General features: G+C 74.5%; 7 protein-coding genes. All 7 read left to right on the forward strand.

What is annotated here, in order from left to right; genetic code table 11:
- Window positions 1-13 precede the first annotated feature (13 nt).
- The 7 genes from QQM39_RS13290 to QQM39_RS13320 are packed head-to-tail and all read left to right on the forward strand — an operon-like array spanning window position 14 to window position 19,443.
- Window positions 14-3,541 carry an amino acid adenylation domain-containing protein gene (locus tag QQM39_RS13290; RefSeq protein ID WP_302003574.1) on the forward strand — a complete coding sequence of 1,176 codons (3,528 nt, stop codon included), beginning with the start codon at window positions 14-16 and terminating at the stop codon, window positions 3,539-3,541.
- Window positions 3,532-4,605: a MupA/Atu3671 family FMN-dependent luciferase-like monooxygenase gene (locus QQM39_RS13295; RefSeq protein ID WP_301996909.1), complete on the forward strand. Its 1,074-nt coding sequence runs from the start codon at window positions 3,532-3,534 to the stop codon at window positions 4,603-4,605. The genes QQM39_RS13290 and QQM39_RS13295 overlap by 10 nt, the downstream gene beginning before the upstream one ends.
- Entirely contained in the window at window positions 4,602-9,386 is a 4,785-nt protein-coding gene (locus QQM39_RS13300; RefSeq protein WP_301996910.1) for a non-ribosomal peptide synthetase, read from the forward strand. The genes QQM39_RS13295 and QQM39_RS13300 overlap by 4 nt, the downstream gene beginning before the upstream one ends.
- The gene (locus tag QQM39_RS13305) at window positions 9,386-13,279 is read left to right on the forward strand and encodes an amino acid adenylation domain-containing protein (protein WP_301996911.1); all 3,894 of its coding nucleotides are present in this window, start codon (window positions 9,386-9,388) and stop codon (window positions 13,277-13,279) included. The genes QQM39_RS13300 and QQM39_RS13305 overlap by 1 nt, the downstream gene beginning before the upstream one ends.
- Window positions 13,269-16,628: an amino acid adenylation domain-containing protein gene (locus tag QQM39_RS13310; RefSeq protein ID WP_301996912.1), complete on the forward strand. Its 3,360-nt coding sequence runs from the start codon at window positions 13,269-13,271 to the stop codon at window positions 16,626-16,628. Before QQM39_RS13305 ends, QQM39_RS13310 begins: the two co-directional genes overlap by 11 nt.
- Window positions 16,625-18,694, forward strand: coding sequence for a type I polyketide synthase (locus QQM39_RS13315; protein WP_301996913.1), 2,070 nt, complete (start codon window positions 16,625-16,627; stop codon window positions 18,692-18,694). The genes QQM39_RS13310 and QQM39_RS13315 overlap by 4 nt, the downstream gene beginning before the upstream one ends.
- A complete protein-coding gene (locus QQM39_RS13320; RefSeq protein ID WP_301996914.1) occupies window positions 18,691-19,443 on the forward strand; it encodes a thioesterase II family protein in 753 nt (250 codons plus the stop codon). Before QQM39_RS13315 ends, QQM39_RS13320 begins: the two co-directional genes overlap by 4 nt.
- The last annotated feature ends 85 nt before the right edge of the window (window positions 19,444-19,528 follow it).

Raw genomic sequence — 19,528 nt, forward strand, 5'->3', positions numbered from 1 at the left:
GGCTTTGCACGGGGTGCATGAACTCTTCGGGGAACAGGCTCGGCGGACACCGGCGGCGACCGCGCTGGTCCACGGCGAGCAGCGGCTGAGCTACGGCGAACTCGACGCGTGGGCCGACCGGTTGGCCGGACTGCTGCGGCGGCACGGCGTGCGGCCGGGGGCCCTGGTGGGCGTATACCTGGAGCGGTCCGCCGAGATGGTGGTCGCCCTGCTCGGCACGCTCAAGGCCGGTGCCGGATATGTGATGCTCGACCCGGACTTTCCGGCGGAACGGCTGCGGGGGATGGCGGCCGACGCGGGCGTCGCCGTGGTCGTGTCACGGCGCGGGGCCCGACCGACCGGCATCGCGGCCGAGTCGGTCGCTGTGGAGGACGCGGAAGAGGCGCCGCCGCTCGAACGTGGCGCGGTGACCGTACGGCCGCAGGACCCGGCCTGCGTGATGTTCACCTCCGGCTCCACCGGCCGTCCGAAGGGCATCGTCGCCTCCCATGCCGCGATCACCGGGACGCTGACCGGGCAGGACTTCGCCTCGTTCGGAGCCGGCGCGGTGTGGTTGCAGTGCTCCCCCGTGTCCTGGGACGCGTTCGCGCTGGAGCTGTGGGGGCCGCTGCTCGGCGGCGGCCTGTGTGTTCTGCACCCGGGGCAGCGCCCCGACCCGGTGGTGATGGCCGGCCTGGTCGACCGGCACGCCGTCACCTCGCTCTACCTCTCCGCCTCCCTGTTCCATGTGATCGTCGACGAGTACCCGCGGGCCCTCGCCCAAGTGAGCGAACTGATCGTCGGGGGCGAGCCGTTGTCGCCCGCGCACGCGGCCCGCGCCCTGGAGCGGTACCCCGAGCTGAGGCTGAGCAACGGCTACGGACCGGTCGAGGGCATGGTCTTCCTGACCGTCCATCCGGTCACCGCCGAGGACGTACGGGACGGACGGCCGGTGCCGATCGGCCGCCCGCTGGCCGGCAAACGGCTCCGGGTGCTCGACGAGCGGCTGCGGCCCGTCGCGGACGGCGAGACCGGTGAGCTGTACGCCGCCGGGGCGGGGGTCGCCCTCGGCTACTGCGGTCGGCCCGAGCTGACCGCGGAGCGTTTTGCGGCCGACCTGTACGGGGCCGCCGGTGAGCGGATGTACCGCACCGGTGACCTGGTGCGGCGGCGGGCGGACGGGGTGCTGGAGTATCTGGGGCGGGCCGACGCCCAGGTGAAGATCCGCGGGTTCCGGGTGGAGCCCGGGGAGGTGGAGACGGTCCTGGCCGGCCACCCGGATGTCGTCCGGGCCGCTGTCGTCGCGCGTCCCGACGTCTCGGGTGACCAGCGGCTGATCGCGTACGTCGTCCCGCGCGACGGACATCGCCGGGGGCTGTCGGAACAGCGGTTGCGCGAGCACGCCGCGCGCGTGCTGGCCGACTACCTGGTCCCGGCCGCCTTCGTCCTGCTGGACGCGCTGCCCCTCACCGCCAACGGCAAGCTGGACCGCGCCGCCCTGCCCGAGCCCGGCCCGGTCGTCGGCTCCCTCGCCTCGGCAGCCGCACGGCAGCCATCGGGGCCGGTCGAGGAGGCGCTGTGCGGGCTGTTCTCCGAGGTGCTGGGGGTGGCGTCGGTCGGTCCCGAGGACGACTTCTTCGCGCTCGGCGGCAACTCGCTGATGGTGGCGCGGCTGCTGGGCCGGATCCGGCTGACGCTGGGCGCGCCGGTCGGCGTACGGACGCTGTTCGAGTGCCGGACGCCGGCGGCGCTGGTGCCGTACGTGGAGAAGGCCGCGCGGGATGAGAGGGCCGAGCTTCCCGCGCCTGTGCGGGACGGGGACGTGCTGCCCCTGTCGTACGCCCAGCGCCGGCTGTGGTTCCTGGACCGGGTCGACGCGGGTGCCGCCTACACCCTGCCCGTGCTGGTGCGGCTGCGCGGTGAGGTCGACGCGGAGGCCCTTCGGGCCGCTCTCGGGGACGTGGCCGCACGGCAGACGGCGCTGCGTACCGTCTTCGAGGAGCGCGACGGCGAGCCGAGGCAGCGGGTGCTGAGCGGCGCCGAGGCACTGCCTCGGCTGCGGCACGTCACGGTCGGCTCGGGCGAGTTGGCGCAGGCCGTCAGCGCGGCCGCCCGGCACCGGTTCGACCTCGCCGCCGAACTCCCCCTGCATGCCGTGCTGTTCAGCGTCCAGGACCGGCCGGGTGAACACGCCCTGCTGCTCGTCCTGCACCACATCGCGGGTGACGGCTGGTCTTTGTCCCCGCTCTTCCGGGATCTGTCCCGCGCCTACGCCGCCCGCGGCGCCGGTGCCGAGCCGGAGCTCGCCCCGCTGCCCGTGCCCTACGCCGACTTCGCCCGCCGGCAGCGGGAGCGGCTGGGCTCGGCGGACGATCCGGGGTCCCTGGCCGCTGCCCAACTCGCCTTCTGGCGCGAGGCCTTGGCCGACCTGCCGGCCGGCGGACCGCTGCTCCCCCGTCGTCCCGGGCGGCCCGCCGTGCCGGGTCGGGACGCCGCCACCGTCGTACGGCGGCTGGACGCGGGCGCGCACGCGCGGATCGTCGAGGCGGCGCGGGTCCAGGGCGCCACGCTGTTCATGGCGCTGCACGCCGCCCTCGCCGCCGCGCTGGTGCGGGCCGGGGCGGGTGAGGATCTCGCGGTCGGGTCGCCGATCGCCGGGCGTGGGCACGACGGCACGGTCGACGACGTCGTCGGGTTCTTCGTCAACATGCTGGTGGTGCGGACAGACGCCTCCGGTGACCCCACCGCCCGGCAACTGCTCGCGCGCACCCGGGAGACGGCGCTGAACGCCTTCGCCCACCAGGACATGCCGTTCGAGGAGGTCGTGGACGCGCTCAATCCGGTACGGCCACCGGGGCGGCAGCCGTTCACCGAGGTGGTGCTGGCGTTGCAGAACAACGCCCGGGCCGAGGTGGAGCTGCCCGGCGCCGAAGCCGGTGTGGAGCCGCTGCGCACCGGCACCGCGCGGTTCGAGCTGCTGGTCGACGTCACCGACGACCACGGGCCGGCGGGCGCGCCGGACGGCATGACGCTGGTCTTCGAGTACCGGACCTCGTGTCTGGAGCCGGAGTTCGTCCAATGGCTGGCGGACGCGGTCGTCGAGGCGCTGCGGGCGGCGGCCGCCGAGCCGGACGTACCGCTGTCCCGGCTCCCGCTGCCCGCGCCTCCCCGGCGGGCGGACGCGGCCCGGGACGCGATCCCCACCCCCGCTCGCGCCGCCGCCGCCCCGGCGGACTCCGCGCTGCACCGGGAGATCGCCGCCGTCTGGTCCGACGTCCTCGGCGTCGAGCGCATCGGGCCGCACGACGACTTCTTCCGGCTGGGCGGCAACTCCCTGCGCGCGGTCCGGGTCGCGGCCCGTCTCACCGGCGCCGGGCGCACGGTGACGGCCGCCCAGCTGTTCACCTCCCCCACGGTCGCCGCCCTCGCCGCCGAACTGGAGCGGGCACCGGCCCGGGCTCCCGCGGCTGCGGCGCCCATCCCGCGTCGGCCGCGCGTTCCGCGGCAGCCCGGCCGCGACGGCCGTACCGACACCAGTCAGAAGGAGGTGCCATGGACCTGAGCGTGATGTTCTTCGGCGCCGACACGCCCGCCGCCGACACCCCGGGCGGGGGCACCGCGCCGCGGCACAGCGAGGCCTACGACGACATCCTCACCGTCGCCCGTACCGCGGACCGGCTCGGCTTCCACGCGATCTGGACGCCCGAGCGGCACTTCCAGCAGGTCGGGCAGGTCTTCCCGAGCCCGCCGGTGCTCAGCGCGGCGCTCGCGGTGGCCACCGAGCGGATCAACATCCGGGCGGGCAGCGTGATCCTGCCGCTGCACCATCCGCTGCGGATCGCCGAGGACTGGGCCGTCGTGGACAACCTCTCGCACGGCCGGATCGGGCTGTCCGCGGCGACGGGCTGGCACTCCGCCGACTTCGTGCTGGCCCCGGACCACTACGAGGGCCGCCGCGAGCAGACCCTGCGGGACATCCCGCTGCTGCGGCGGCTGTGGGCGGGCGAGGCGGCCGAGTTCACCGACGGCACCGGCACCTCCGTCTCCGTCCTGCCGCAGCCCCGCCCCGTGCAGGACACCCTCCCTCTGTGGCTCACCAGCTCCGGCAACCCCGCGACCTGGGAGGCCGCCGGCAGCCTGCGCACCGGGGTGCTCGGGGCGACGGTCGGGCAGAGCCGGGAGGAGCTGGCCGAGAAGATCGCCCGCTATCGGGCGGCCTGCGCCGCCGCCCCCGACCAGGGCGGCACCGACGCGCACGGCCGGGTGACGCTGATGGCGCACACGTTCGTCGGCGCGGACGACGAGGAGGCGCGGCGCCTGAGCGGCGTACCGCTGACGCGGTATCTGCGCTCGTACGTACGGCAGACCACGGCCAACCGCACCGCCGACCGGGCGACGGCACAGCTCACCGAGGAACAGACCGCGCTGCTCGCCGAGTTCGCCTTCCACCGCTATCTGACCTGGGGCAGCCTGCTCGGCTCCGCCGAGACCTGCCGGAAGATGCTCGCCGATCTGCGCGAGCTGGGCTGTGACGAGGTCGCCTGCTTCGTGGACTTCGGACTCGGCCGCGACGAGGTGCTGGCCGGGCTGCACCGGCTGGCCGAGCTGCAGGAGGAAGTGGCATGACGGGCGTGACGGGGGTGACGGGGTCGGCCAGGGCGAGCGGTGCCTCGATGGCCGAGCGGTTCGGGGCGCTCAGCGGGGAACAGCGCGTCCGGCTGATGCGCCGGCTCGTGGAGTCCGGGCAGTCGGGCCTGATCCCGGCGGTCGTACCGCGACGGGACGGGGACGGGCCGGTGCGGCTCAGTGCCGCGCAGCAGGACCTGTGGGTGTACGAGTCGCTGTATCCCGGCACGCCCGCGCTGAACCTGTGCAGCGCCTACCACTTCGACCAGCCCGTCGACCCGGGCCGCCTGGAGACGGCGCTGACGCAGGTCCGGGCCCATCACGACATCCTGCGGGCACGCATCGGCGGTGAGCCGGGCGCGCTGCACCTCACCTTCCCGCCCGAGGACCGCTTCGTCCTGGAGCGGGAGGACCTGCGCGGCACCGGCACCACCATCGCCGAGGCCTTCGAGACGTTCCGGCGCCGCTCCTTCGACCTGGGCGGGGGGCCGCTGATGCGGGCCCGTCTGGTCACGGTCGACGAGAAGCGGACCACGCTGATGCTGGGCCTGCACCACGTCATCGCCGACTGGTGGTCCTTCGACGTCCTGCAGGCCGAGTTCGCCGAGGCCCATCACGCGACCGGCGCCGGCACCGCGTCGGCCCTGACCCGGCCGCTCGTCCAGTACGCCGACTTCGCCTCCTGGCAGGGCGAGTTGGAGGAGGCCGGGGTCTTCGAGGCACGGCTGGACTTCTGGCGCCGTTATCTGGCGGAGCCGCCCGCGCCGCTCACCGTGCCCGGCACCCGTACGGGGACCGGGGACGGCATCTCCCAGGTCCCCTTCCGGGTCGACGCCCCGACCGCCCGGGCCGTACGGGCGCTGGCCCGCGAGCGCGGCGCCTCCGTCTACGTCGTCCTGATGGCGGCCTTCGCGGTGCTGGCCCACCGCCTGACCGGCGCCGACGACATGGTGCTCGGCACGCCGACGGCCAACCGGGCCGCCAAGGGGCTGGAGCGGGTCATCGGGTACGTCATGAACGCCATCCCGACCCGCTGGCGGATCCGGGCCGAGGACTCCTTCGCCGACGTCCTGGCCCGGTTCGCCGCGGACTTCCCCGAGCTGATGGCCAACTCCGACGTGCCCGTGGGCCGGATCGTCTCGGCGGTCGCGCCGGACCGCAGCGCAGGCCGCTCCCCGCTGTTCCAGTGGGTCTTCATGCACCTCACCCAGCAGCGCAGCGTGGCCGCGCTGCGGGAGTTCAGCGAGCCCGAGCGCATCCACACCGGTGGCGAGCACGACCTCGTCGGCATCGTCCGTGACTGCGACGACGGCACGATGGAGGGCAGTTTCGAGATCCGTACGGCCCTCTTCGGCGCGGATGCCGTGCGGCACTGGACGGATGCGTATCTGGAGCTGCTGCGGCGCTTCACCGCCGACCCTGAGGTGCCGCTCGCCGAGGTGGGGCTCACGCCGGAGTCCGACCGGCGCCGAGTGGCGGAGCTCAGCTCCGGCGGGCCCGCCCCCGAGCCGCTGACCCTGCCCGACCTGGTCGCCAGGCAGGCGGCCCGCAACCCCGACGCGCCCGCGCTGGAGGCCGCGTCGCTGGCGCTGACCTACGCCGAATTGACCGACCGGGTCGACCGGCTGGCCACGCGTCTCGCGCGGCACGGTGCGGGGCCCGGCGATGTCGTGGCCCTCGCGCTGGGCCGCACGGCTGCCATGACGGTGGCGTTGCTGGCGGTACAGCGCACGGGTGCGGCATATCTGCCGATCGACCCCGACTATCCGGCGGAGCGGATCTCGCTGGCGCTGGCCGACGCGGCGCCGGTGCTGCTCGTGGTCGGCGAGCCCGGGGTGCTGCCGGACACGGGCGTCCCCACACTGGTACTGAGCAGGACGCTGGACGTGCCGCTTGATGCCGTCGATCGTCCGCCGCACCATCGTGGCTGGTCGCGCCCGCGCGGCGGAGCCGCATATTCAAGTACAGCCCCGCGCCCCTATGGGGCGCCCCCAGCGCTCCCTGCTGAGTCGAACCCGGCAACCCCCGCCTACGTCATCCATACCTCCGGCTCCACCGGGCGCCCCAAGGGCGTCGTCGTACCCCACACAGGCCTGGCCGCCCTCGCGCAGGGCCTCGTGGACACCATGGCGCTGACCCCGGACAGCAGGGTGCTGCAACTCGGCTCGCCCGCCTTCGACATCTCCCTGGGCAAGATGTGTCTGGCGTTCGGGTCCGGCGGCACCCTGGTCGTACCCCCGGGGGGCCCGCTCGTCGGGCAGGACCTCGCGGATGTGCTGACCGGGCGGCGGATCAGCTGTGCGCTGCTGCCGCCCTCGGTGCTGGCGACGGTGCCGGCCGGGGAGTACCCGGAGCTGCGGTCGCTGGCCGTGGGGGCGGAGGCGTGCCCGCCGGATCTGGTGGCCCGCTGGGCCGTCGGCGGGCGCCGGTTCCACAACGCCTACGGGCCCACCGAGTTCACGGTCGGCGCCACCGTCTCCGGCCCGCTGACCGGCGACGGCACGGTGCCGCCCATCGGCGCCCCGTTCCCGGGCACGCGCGCGTACGTCCTCGACGGGCGGCTGCGTCCCGTGCCGCCCGGGGTGTGCGGCGAGCTCTATCTGGCGGGGCCGGGAGTGGCGTACGGCTATCTGGGGCGGGCGGCGGCGACCGCCGAGCGGTTCGTCGCCGACCCGTACGGGCCGCCCGGCGAGCGCATGTACCGCACCGGGGACCTGGCCCGCCGCCGGGACGACGGGCAGCTGGAGTATCTGGGCCGCTCCGACGACCAGGTGAAGATCCGCGGCCTGCGCATCGAGCCGGGCGAGATCGCGGCCGTCCTCACCGGGCATCCCTCGGTCGGGCAGGCGGTCGTCGTCGTACGGGAGGACCGGCCGGGCAGGCCACGGCTCGTCGCCTACGTCGTGGGCGGCGACGAGGGCGTCCCGGCACCGGACGCGCTGCTCGCGTACGCCGCCGGGCGGTTGCCCGCCGCCATGGTGCCGTCCGACGTGGTGGTGCTGGACGAGCTGCCGCTGGCGGCCAACGGCAAGCTGGACCGGGCCGCTCTGCCCGCCCCGGGCAGCCGGCCGAACGGCTCGGGACGGGCCCCGCAGGGTGCCCGCGAAGTCACCCTGTGCGCCCTGTTCGAGGAGGTGCTCGGCGTCGAACGGGTCGGCGCCGACGACGACTTCTTCCGGCTGGGCGGCGACAGCATCATGGCGATCCAGCTGGCGGGGCGGGCCTCGGGGGCGGGGCTCGGCATCGTGCCGCGTGACGTCTTCACGGCCCGTACGCCTGCCGTGCTCGCGCTGACGGCACGGGAGGCGGCGGACCCCGGCGTCGGCGAGGACACCGGCACGGGGCGGTTCCCGCTCACGCCCGTCATGCGGTGGTGGCGCGAACAGGCCGGGGACCCGGCCGCGTTCACGCAGTCGATGGTGTTCCCGGTACCGCGGGACGCCGGCCCGGAGCGTGTCGAGGCGGCGGTGCGCGGGCTGGTCGAGCGGCACGGTGTGCTGCGGATGCGCCTGGTGGACGGGGAGCTGGAGATCCCCGAGGGCGTCCCCGGTGGGTCGGTGGAGCGCGTCGAGGTGCCCGTCGGCGCCGATCCGCGGGCGGCGGCCGAGGAGTGGGCGGCGTCGGTGCGGCTCGACCCGGAGAAGGGGGAGATGCTGCGGGCCACCTGGCTCGACCCGGCCTCCGGCGGGCCGGGGCTGCTGTTGCTGACGGTGCACCATCTGGCGGTGGACGGGGTGTCCTGGCGGCTGCTGGGTCCCGACCTGGCGGCCGGGCTGGCCGGGGAGCGGCTGCCGCAGAGCCCGGGCACGTCCTTCGCGCGCTGGGCGCGGCTGCTGGCGCGGGAGGCGGTCAGGCCCGGGGCGGCCGATACGGAGGCCGCCTGGTGGGAGCGGATGCTGAGCGGCCCGGACGCGCGGATCGCGGGCGGGCGGGGTGTCGGGGCGAGCCGTGCCGTGCTCACCGTCGAGCTGACCCCCGAGGTCACCGAGGCGGTCCTGTCCGAGGTGACCGCGGCCTTCCACTGCGGCCCGGACGCCGTGCTGCTGACGGCGCTGGCCGCGGCGGCGGTACGGCGGCGGGGCGAGGCCCCTGCGACGGTCACCGGCCTGCTGGTCCACCTGGAGGGCCACGGCCGCGAGGCGCTCTCCGAGCCCGCCGACATCTCCCGCACCGTCGGCTGGTTCACCACCCAGTACCCGGTCCGGCTGGACGCGGGCGGCGCGCTCGGTCCGGAGTTCTGGCAGCCCGCGCGGGACGCGGCCGGTGCGGCGCTCAAGCGGGTCAAGGAGCAGCTGCGGGCGGTCCCGTCGGGCGGGCTCGGCTGGGGCCTGCTGCGCCACCTCAACCCGGACACGGCCCCGAAGCTGGCCGCGCTGCCCGTCCCGGACCTGCGCTTCAACTACCTGGGCCGGTTCTCCGGCGGCGACACGGCCGACGGGGAGCTGCTCGGCATGGCCGCGGAGGCGCTGCCGCTCGGCCATGCGGTGGAGGTGGACGCGCTGGTCCTGGAGCGGGACGGCGGGCGGCTGGGTCTGAGCGCCGGGTTCTCGTACGCGCGCGGGGTGCTCGGCGAGGACGAGGTGAGGGAGCTGGCCCGGCTGTGGTGCGAGGCGATCGAGGTGCTGGTCGAGCACGCCCGCAGGGACGGCGCCGGCGGCCACACCAGCTCCGACTTCCCCCTGGTCGACCTGTCGTCGGATCAGCTCGCCCTGCTGGAGGACGACCTGGAGTTCGAGGACTGGGACGACGAGGACGACGAGGGCGAAGAGGGGAACGACTGATGGGCGACCGCATCGCCGACGTACTGCCGCTCTCCCCCGCCCAGGAGGGCCTGCTCTTCCACGCCCTGCGCGACCCGGACCGCCCCGACCCGTATCTGGTGCAGGCCCGTTTCCGGATCGCCCCCGGCATCACGGCCGAGGCCGTGCGGGCCGGGGTGACGGCGCTGCTGGAGCGGCACCCGAATCTGCGGGCGCGGTTTCGGCACGCGCATGTCGACCGGCCGGTGCAGGTGATCCCGCGCTCGGTGAAGGTGCCGTGGACGGAGACCGACTGCACGGGCCGCACGCCGGACGAGACGGAGGCGGAGTTCGCGCGCCTCATGGCCGAGGACCGGGGCCGCCGCTTCGACCTGGCCCGGCGCCCGCTGGTACGGGCCACGCTGGTCCGGCACGACGCGGGCGCCGCGCTGCTTCTGACGCTCCATCACATCCTGCTGGACGGCTGGTCGCTGCCGTTGCTCGCGCGGGATCTGGAGGCGCTGACGACAGGTACCGCCGCGCTGCCGCCCGCCGTGCCCTTCAAGCAGTACCTGGTCTGGCTGAACGGCCAGGACCAGGCACGGGCCCAGACCGCCTGGCGCGAGGCGCTGGACGGGCTGTCGCGGCCCGCGCTGCTCCCCTCAACCGTGCCGGAGGGGCCGGACGGGCCGGACGGGGCCGAGGACACGGTCGACGTGGAGCTGACGCCCGAGCTGACGGCGGCGATCACCCGGCGTGCCGCGGACGCGGGCGTCACCGTCAACACCGTGGCGCAGACCGCCTGGGCCCTGGCGCTGGCCCGGTTGACCGGTGCCGAGGACCTGGTGTTCGGCGCGGTCGTCTCCGGGCGGCCGCACGATCTGCCCGGGGTCGAGCGGATGGTGGGCCTGTTCATCAACACGCTGCCGGTGCGGATCCGGCTGCGCCGCGGTGAGGGCGTCGACGAGCTGCTGGCCCGCGTCCAGAGCGAGCAGCCGCGGCTGGCGCCGTATCACCATGTACGGCTGTCGCAGGTGCAGCGGGCGGCCGGAGCGGGCGAACTCTTCGACACGGTCCTGGCGTTCGAGAACTTCCCGCGCGCCCAGGGGCCCACCGCGGGCGTCGAACTCGTCGAGACGCGGGACGCGACCCACTACCCGGTGACGGTCGCCGTCGTCGCCGGGGAGCGGATGCTGCTGCGGATCAGCTGCCGCCGGGGCATCTCCGCGGCCACGGTCGGCGCCCGCCTGGCACGCGCCTTCGAGGCGCTGACGTACGCGCACGCCACACCGGCCGACCGGCTCGACGTCCTCCCGCAGGAGGAGCGGCGACAGCTGCTCACCCTGGCCGAGGGGCCGGTACGTCCGGTAGCGGGACCGCTGAGCATCCCCGGGCGCTTCGCCGAGCAGGCGGCCCGTACCCCCGACGCGCCGGCCGTCGAGGCGGACGGTGAGGTGCTGACGTACGGCGGTCTCGACGCGGCGTCCGACCGGCTGGCGGGGCGGCTGTGGGAGGCGGGGGTGCGGCCCGGCGACACGGTGGCGCTGCCGCTGGCCCGGTCCGTGTCACTGGTCGTCGCACAGCTGGCGGTGCTGAAGGTGGGTGCGTGCTGTCTGCCGCTGGATCCGGCGGCTCCGGCGGGGCGGGCGGCGGCGCTGATGGGGCAGGCTGGTGCACGGGTGGCCATCACGACGGCCCATGTGCAACTACCGGAAGGAATACGGTCGTTGGGCCCGGAGGGCGCCGACACCGGCGCGCCGCCGACGGTGGCCGTGCGCCCGGAATCCGCCGCCTACGTGATGTACACCTCCGGCTCGACCGGCGAACCCAAGGGCATCCTCACCCCGCACCGGGCCGTCGTCGAACTCGCCGCCGACACCCTCTTCGCGGGCGGCGCGCACGAGCGGGTGCTGCTCCACAGCCCGCACACCTTCGACGCCGCGACCTACGAGACCTGGGTGCCGCTGCTGAACGGCGGCACGGTCGTGCTCGCCCCGCCCGGCCCCGCCGCCCCCGACCTGCTGAAGCGGCTGCTGCCCGAAACGCGCGTCACCGCCCTGTGGCTCACAGCCGAACTCCTGCGCGCGGTCGCGGAGATCGCGCCCGAGGCGCTCGGCACCGTGCGGGAGGTGTGGGCGGGCGGGGACGTCCTCGCGCCCGAGGCGGTCCGGCGGGTGCGCGAGCACTGCCCCGGCACTCGGGTCGTCAACGGCTACGGGCCCACCGAGACGACCGTGTTCGCCACGGCCCACCGGGTCACCCGTGACGTCGGCGCGTCCGTGCCCGTCGGACGCCCCCTGGACAACACCCGCGCCTACGTCCTCGACCACCTCCTGCGCCCCGTACCGGCCGGAACGGCAGGCGAGTTGTACGTCGCCGGCTCCGGGCTCGCCCGCGGATACCTGAACCGTCCGGGCCAGACCGCCGAGCGCTTCGTCGCCGACCCCTACGGGCCGCCCGGCGCCCGGATGTACCGCACGGGCGATCTGGTGCGGCAGCTCCCGGGCGGCGAGCTGCGGTTCATCGGCCGGAGCGACGACCAGGTCAAGGTACGGGGCTTTCGGATCGAGCCCGGCGAGGTGGAGGCCGCCCTGGCCGCCTGCCCGGGCGTGGAGCGGGCCGTGGTGGCCGCGCGCCCGGGGCCGGACGGCGGCAAGAGGCTCGTCGCGTATGTCGTGGGCGGCGACCTGGGTCTCGTACGGGAGCATGCGGCGCGCACGCTGCCGGCGCATCTGATGCCGTCGGCGTGGGCCGCCCTCGACGCCGTACCGCTGACCGCGCACGGCAAGGTCGACCGGGCCGCACTGCCCGAACCCGGGCCGCAGCGGGTCCGGCCGAGCCACGGACGGATCGCGCGGCCGGGACGCGAGCAGCTGCTGTGCGCGCTGTTCGCCCAGGTGCTCGGGGTCGAGGCGGTCGGCCCCCACGCCGACTTCTTCGCGTACGGCGGCCACTCGCTGCTCGCCCTGCGGCTGACCGCGGCGATCCACGCCGAGCTCGGGACCCAGGTGTCGCCGGCCACGCTGTTCGAGGCGCCGACGCCGGCCGCGCTCGCCGCGCGCCTGGCCACCGGACAGGTGGACCACGACCACGGCAAGGGCGACGAGGACGCGTACGCCCCGCTGCTCGCCCTGCGCCGCGAGGGCGATCTGCCCCCGCTGTTCTGCCTCCACCCGGGGCTGGGGCTCGGCTGGGGATACGCGGCGCTGCTGCCGCACCTCGCCCCCGGCAGACCGGTGTACGCCCTGCAGACACCGGTGCTGCACGGCGAGCAACTGCCGGACACGCTCGGCGAGTTGGCCGAGAGATATCTGCCGCGCATCCGGGCGGTGCGACCGCACGGGCCGTATCTGCTGCTGGGCCGCTCCTTCGGCGGGCCGTTCGCCCATGAGCTGGCGGTGCGGTTGCGCGCGGCCGGCGAGGAGGTCGCGCTCGTCGCCGTGCTGGACTCGATGCCGAAGCCGCCCGAGGTCGCGCGGGTGCCGCTGGACCCGGCGGTCGTGGAGCAGGTGGCACTGGGCAACCTGCTGCGCAACGCGCTGCCCGGGGTCGCGGCCGGCGCCGGGCCGCTGGAGCGGGCCAAGGTCGTCGCACGCGTCCACGCGCACAGCGCGCTCTTCGCCGACCTCGCCGAACAGCGCCTCGACACCCTGGTCGCCGCCATGGAGCGGTACATCGAGATGGCCCGCGCCTGGCAGCCGTCGCCGTACGACGGCCGGGTGACCCTCTTCTCGGCCACCCGCGCCTCGGAGGCGACGACCGCGCGGAAGAACGCCGCGTGGCAGGCCTGCTCGGCCGGGGTGGACGTACACGAACTGGACTGCGAGCACAGCGATGTGCTCACCCCGGGGCCGGTCGGCGAGATCGCCGCGGCCGTGGAGGACGTACTGGCAAGGGATCGCACGGGGGACGGAGCACAGACAGATGGACGCTGACGACACAGGGACCGTCGGGGAGCACGAGGAGGCTCCCGGCGATGGCGAGGAGTACGAGTTCCCGACCTCGGACGCGCAGGCCCGGCTGCTCGTCCTGGACCACATGGACCCGGGCAGCCCGACCTACCACGTGCCGGCCGCGTTCGCCGTGCGCGGGCCGTTCGACGTGACCGCCTTCGGCCGGGCCGTGGACGCGCTCGTCGCCCGGCACGAGTCGCTGCGCACGGTGTTCCGCACCGGCCCCGACGGGGTGCCGCTGCAGATCGTGTCCGCCACGGGGAGGGCCGAGCCGCGCGTGGAGCGCGACGTACCCTCGTCCGAGGTGGACGCGCGGATGCGCGCGGAGGCCGCCCGCCCCTTCGACGTGACGTCCGGCCCGCTGCTGCGCTGCACGCTGTACGCCGTGGACGACGGCAGCCACCGCATCCTGCTCGTCGCCCACCACCTGGTCTGCGACGGCTGGTCGCTGGGCGTGCTGCTGCGCGAGCTGTCGGCCGGGTACGAGAACGAGACCAAGGGCCTGCGCCACACGCTGCCCGAACTCCCGCTGCAGTTCCCGGACTTCGCGGCCTGGCAGCGGGAGCGGCAGGCGGCGGGCGAGTACGCCGACTCGGTCGCGCACTGGGCCGGGCTGCTGCGCGGGGCTCCCGGGACGGTCGCGCTGCCGCTGGACCGGCCGCGTGGGGCGGTCCGTTCGGCGGCGGGCGGCACCGAACGCTTCACGCTGTCGGCCCGGCTCCGTGAACGGCTCGCCGAGACGGCCGGAGCACGCGGCGGTACGCCGTTCATGGCGGTGTTCGCCGCGTACGCCGCGTTCGTGAGCCGGCTGTCGGGCTCCGAGGACCTGGTGATCGGCTTCCCCGTCTCCGGCCGGGACCGCCCCGAACTCCAGGACATGGTCGGCATGCTGACCAACACCCTGGCCCTGCGCGTCGACCTGTCCGGCGACCCCTCGTACCACGACCTCATCGCCCGTCTGCGCACCGCGCTGCTGGACTCCCAGCCGTACCAGGACGCCCCCTTCGAGGCGGTCGTGAACGCGGTCGCCCCGGCCCGCGAGATCAGCCACGACCCGGTCGTCCAGGTGATGTTCGGCTACGACGACGACACCGAGCTGACGCTGCGGCTGGCCGGCGCCGAGGTCGAGCGGGTCCATGTACCGCTGGACACCGCGAAGTTCGACTTCCATCTCCAGGTGGAGCGGTGGGGCGAGGATCTCGCCGCGTACCTGATCCACCGCAGCGCCCTGTTCGAGTCGGAGACGGTACGGCGGTGGGTGCGGTGCTTCGAGACACTGCTGGAGGGGCTGCTGGACAGCCCGGAGGCCCCGGTGTCGGCCATCGACATGCTCCCGCCGGACGAACACGAGTGGCTCGTGACCCAGGGCACGGCAGCGCCCCCCAGGGGCGCGGGGCTGTATCAATATGCGGCTCCGCCGCGGGGCGCGACCAGCCACAACAAACCCGCAGACGCCCGACGACACAGTGTGGCACCCCCTGCGGCGCACTTGGTACCCGATCTCGTGGCGGACCGAGCCGCCGAACAACCGGAAGCCACCGCCCTGGTCTGCGGCGACCTGCGCCTCACATACCGCGAACTACTGAAGCGCGCCGACACCCTCGCAGCCCACCTACAGGCACGCGGCGTCCGACGCGGAGACCGGGTCGGCCTGCTCCTACCCCGCGGCGCCGACATGGGCGTCGCCGCCCTCGCGGTGCTGCGTGCGGGCGGCGCCTACGTACCCCTGGACCCGGCGCATCCGGCCGCCCGCCTGGCCTACATGGTGAACAACTCGGGCACGTCCCTGCTCCTGACGGCAGAAGGGACGACAGGCCTGACGACGACGGACGTCCCGGAACTACGCGTGGACGAGACCACGGACGAGGTGCCTCCGCCCGCCCCCGTGGCATGCGCCCCCCACGACCTCGCCTACGTCCTCTACACCTCCGGCTCCACCGGCGTCCCCAAGGGCGTCGCCGTCGAGCACCGCGCCCTGCTCAACCTCGCCGTGAACGTCCGCCCCGTGTTCCCGGTGACCGAGACGGACCGCGTCCTGCAGTTCGTGTCGTTCGGCTTCGACGTGGCCGTGTCCGACCTGTTCTTCCCCTGGGTCGCGGGCGCGGAGCTGCACATCGCGCGGGAGGACGAGCGGCTGGGCGAGGCGCTCCAGGCGCGGTTGCGGGACTCCCGCATCACCTACGTGTTCCTGCCGCCGTCCGCCGCGATGACCCTGCCCCGCGCCCCGGGCGCCCTGCCCGAGCTGCGCACGCTCGCGGTCGGCGGCGAGGCCTGCCCGGCCGAACTGGTCGAGCGGCTCGCCGAGGAGGGCCGCCGGATCGTCAACGCGTACGGCCCCAGCGAGGCCACGGTGTACTCCACCACCGCCGATCTGCGCCCGGGCGAACCGGTGGTGATCGGCAACGCCGTCCCCGGCACCCGCGCCTACGTCCTGGACCGGCGCCTGCGCCCCGTCCCGGTCGGCGTGACGGGCGAGCTCTACGTCGCCGGCGCCTCTCTGGCCCGCGGCTACTTCGGCCGGCCCGGCATGACCGCCGAGCGCTTCGTCGCCGACCCGTACGGGCCGCCCGGCAGCCGGATGTACCGCACCGGGGACCTGTGCCGCATCGACGCGCACGGCGTGCTGCACTATCTCGGCCGCGGCGACTCCCAGGTGAAGCTACGCGGCTACCGCATCGAACTGGGCGAGATCGAGGCGCTGTTGGCGGGCCATCCCGACGTCACGGTCGCCGCGGCGGCGGTACGCGGGGAGGGGGCCGAGCAGCGGCTCGTGGCGTATGTGGTCGGGAAGGGCGCCGAGACGGGCCCGGACACGGACACGGGCCCCTCGGACAAGGCCCTGCGCGCCCTCCTCACCCGACGGCTCCCCGGCTACATGGTCCCGGAGGTCTTCGTACGCCTGCCGGACCTGCCCCTGAACCGCTCCGGAAAGATCGACCGGGCCCGGCTGCCCGAACCCCCCTCGTCGCGCCCCGAGTTGACGGAGTCGTACGCCGCCCCGAGCACCGAGGCCGAGCGACGCGTGGCCCGGGTCTGGCAGCGGGTGCTGACCCTGGACCGGGTCGGCGTCCACGACAACTTCTTCGACCTGGGCGGCAATTCGGTACGGCTGCTGGCCGTGCTGGCGGCGCTCCAGGAACACCCGGAGTACCGGGACCTCACCCTGATCGACCTCTTCCGGCACCCGACGGTCGCCGCCGTGGCGGCCCATCTCGACCGCTCGGCCGAGGAGCCCGCACGCCACGAGGAGGCGGCCCGGCGCGGCGGCGATCGCCGGCAACGCCAGGCAGCCATGCAGAAACTCCGTTCCAGGAAAGGCACGACGCGATGACGACCGAGGAAGCCGCACCGCACGACCTTGAGTCCGCGGTGGCCGTCGTGGGGATGAGCGGACGCTTCCCCGGCGCCCCCGACCTCGACACGTACTGGGCCAACCTGCGCGACGGTGTCTGCACCCTCTCCACCTTCACCGAGAAGGAGCTGCTGGCCGACGGAGCGGACGCGGCGGAGCTGAGCAGTCCCGCGTACGTCCGCGCCCAGGGCCGCCTCCCCGACGCCGACCGCTTCGAGGCGGACCTCTTCGGCTTCAACCGCACGGAGGCGGCGGCGCTGGACCCGCAGCACCGCGTGCTGCTGGAGACGGCGTGGTCCGCCCTGGAGGACGCGGGACGCGCCCCGCTGACTGCACCATCTGCCGCTGCCGCGGCGGGCCCGCCTCGCACCGGCGTGTACGTGGGCGGCAGCCCCACGGAACACGCGCTGGCGGCGGGCACCGACCCGGCGCTCGCGGCGTCGATCGGGGCCCTGCAGGTCCGTATCCTCACCGACCGCGAGTTCCTGGCGCCCTGGATCTCCTACCGGCTGGGCCTGGAGGGCCCCAGCATGACGGTCCAGACGGCCTGCTCGACGTCGCTGACGGCGGTCCACCTGGCCGTCCAGGCGCTCCTCCTCGGCGAGTGCGACATGGCCCTCGCGGGCGGCGTGGCCATCGGCAGCGTGCGCAAGCAGGGCTACGTCCACTATCAGGGCGGGATCTTCTCCCCCGACGGCCGTTGCCGCCCCTTCGACGAGAAGGCGGCCGGCACGGTGCCCGGCAGCGGCGTGGGCGTGCTGGTGCTGCGCCGGCTTCAGGACGCGCTGGCCGACGGTGACCCGGTGCGCGCGGTGATCCGGGGTACGGCGGTCACCAACGACGGTTCCGGCAAGGTCGGTTTCACCGCTCCGGGGGTGGACCGGCAGTCGGCCGCGATCACGGAGGCGTGGGCGGCGGCGGGCCTGGAGCCGTCGGCGGCGCAGTACGTGGAGGCACACGGGACGGGGACCGAACTCGGGGACCGGATCGAGCTGGAGGCGGCGAGCGCGGCCTTCGCGGGCGGGGCGGGCATCGGCCTCGGCTCGGTGAAGTCGAACATCGGGCACGCGGACGCGGCGGCCGGGGCGGCGGCGCTGATCAAGACGATCCTGATGCTGGAGCACGCGACGCTGGCCCCGACGGTGGACGTCACGAGCCCGGTCGCCGCCCTGCGGGGGTCACCGCTGCGGCTGGTGACCGAGACCGAGGAGTGGCCGAGCCGTGCGGGCCTGCCCCGGCTGGCGGGCGTGACGTCGGTGGGCATCGGCGGCACGAACGTGCATGTGGTGGTGCAGGAGGCACCGGCGCGACCGGCTCCGGCGGACGACGCCGTACGACCGCTGGTCCTGCCGCTGTCGGCCCGGACCGAGCCGCAACTGGCCGCCGCGGCGGAGCGGTTGGCCTCGGCGCTGCGCACGCCGGACGCCCCCTCCTTGGCCGCCGTCGCGCACACCCTGCGCACGGGCCGGGTCCCGATGCCCGTACGCGCCTATGTCGTGGCCGGCACACGAGGGGAGGCGGCCGACAGGCTCACGGCATTGGCCGAGGGCCGCCGGGACACGACGACCGACCCTCTCGGCGAGGCCTGGCTGAAGGGTGAGCAGGTCACGTGGCCGGCCCTGGACGGCGACGTACGGCGCGCGCGGATCCCGACGTACCCGTTCGCGGGCGAGAGCTACGGCGCGCTGACGCTGATCGGGCCCGCGGCGCAGGAGCCGCGGGTGGAGGCGGCGCCCGGCGCCACGGCACCCGCCCCGCAGGACGAACTCGGGGACAAAGTGACCGAGCTGGTGATCGAGGCGCTGGATCTGAACAGTGCCGCCGATCTCGCGCAGACGTACTTCGAGGCGGGCGGCGACTCACTGACGGCCGTTCACCTCGCCGGCAGGCTCCGCGACGAGCTGGGCATCGACGTGCCGATCCAGCTGTTCCTCGAACCGATCACACTGAAGGACATGACGATCAGCATCTGCGAGATGAAGCGGAACGGTGGCGAGGACGGCGCCCTCGACGCCCTCCTCGCCGAATTCGAGGCGGAGTCGTGAACATCCCGGACATCAGGACCCTGTGGTTCCGGGGCATGAGCGCGCCCGGCGCGAGGATCCGCCTGCTGTGCTTCCCGCATGCGGGCGGAGCGGCGGTGGCCTTCCATGACTGGGCCGCGCTCGCCCCACCGGAGATCGAGGTCGTGGCGGTGCAGTACCCCGGCCGCCAGGACCGCCTGTACGACCCGTGTGCGAGCACGATGGAGGAGCTGGCGGACACGATCACGACGGCCCTGCGGCACGAACTGACCGGTGACCTGCCGTTGGCCCTCTTCGGCCACAGCATGGGTTCGTCGGTGGCGTACGAGGTGGCCCGCCGTCTGGAGGACGACCCCGGACGCACCCTCACCCACCTGGTCGTGTCGGGCCGGCACAGGCCCCGCGTCCCGCAGGAGGAGGCACCCGGCCCGGTCCCGACCGACACCGAGGTCCTGGACCGCGTCCGTCTGCTGGACCCCGAGGGCGCCGGCCTCTACGACCACCCCGAACTGCGGCCCGTGATCATGCCGGCGCTGCGCGCGGACTTCGGGCTCCTCGCCAAGTACCGTCCGGCTCACCTGCACCGGCTGGAAGTGCCGGTCACGGTGTGCGGTGGCGACCGCGACCCCGTGTGCACGGTCGAGGACCTCAAGTCCTGGTCGGACGTCACGACGAGGGGGCTGGACCTCCGGGTCTTCGAGGGCGGCCACTTCTATCTCCAGCAGCGGAAAGAGGAGTTGCTCGCGTTCGTCGCCTCGCAGCTGACCTGAGACGGCGCGTCGAACGGACGTGCAGGACCTGAGGAATCTGGGCATGTTTCCCCTTCAACAACCAGAGGGGGCATGCCCGGATGAG

Origin of the sequence: Streptomyces sp. DT2A-34, from assembly GCF_030499515.1 — a bacterium.
Lineage (GTDB): Bacteria > Actinomycetota > Actinomycetes > Streptomycetales > Streptomycetaceae > Streptomyces.

Excerpts from the sequence above, each read along its gene's own strand:
- QQM39_RS13295 (WP_301996909.1), top strand. The coding sequence starts at position 3,532 with ATGGACCTGAGCGTGATGTTCTTCGGCGCCGACACGCCCGCCGCCGAC.
- QQM39_RS13300 (WP_301996910.1), top strand. The coding sequence starts at position 4,602 with ATGACGGGCGTGACGGGGGTGACGGGGTCGGCCAGGGCGAGCGGTGCC.
- QQM39_RS13305 (WP_301996911.1), top strand. The coding sequence starts at position 9,386 with ATGGGCGACCGCATCGCCGACGTACTGCCGCTCTCCCCCGCCCAGGAG.
- QQM39_RS13310 (WP_301996912.1), top strand. The coding sequence starts at position 13,269 with ATGGACGCTGACGACACAGGGACCGTCGGGGAGCACGAGGAGGCTCCC.
- QQM39_RS13315 (WP_301996913.1), top strand. The coding sequence starts at position 16,625 with ATGACGACCGAGGAAGCCGCACCGCACGACCTTGAGTCCGCGGTGGCC.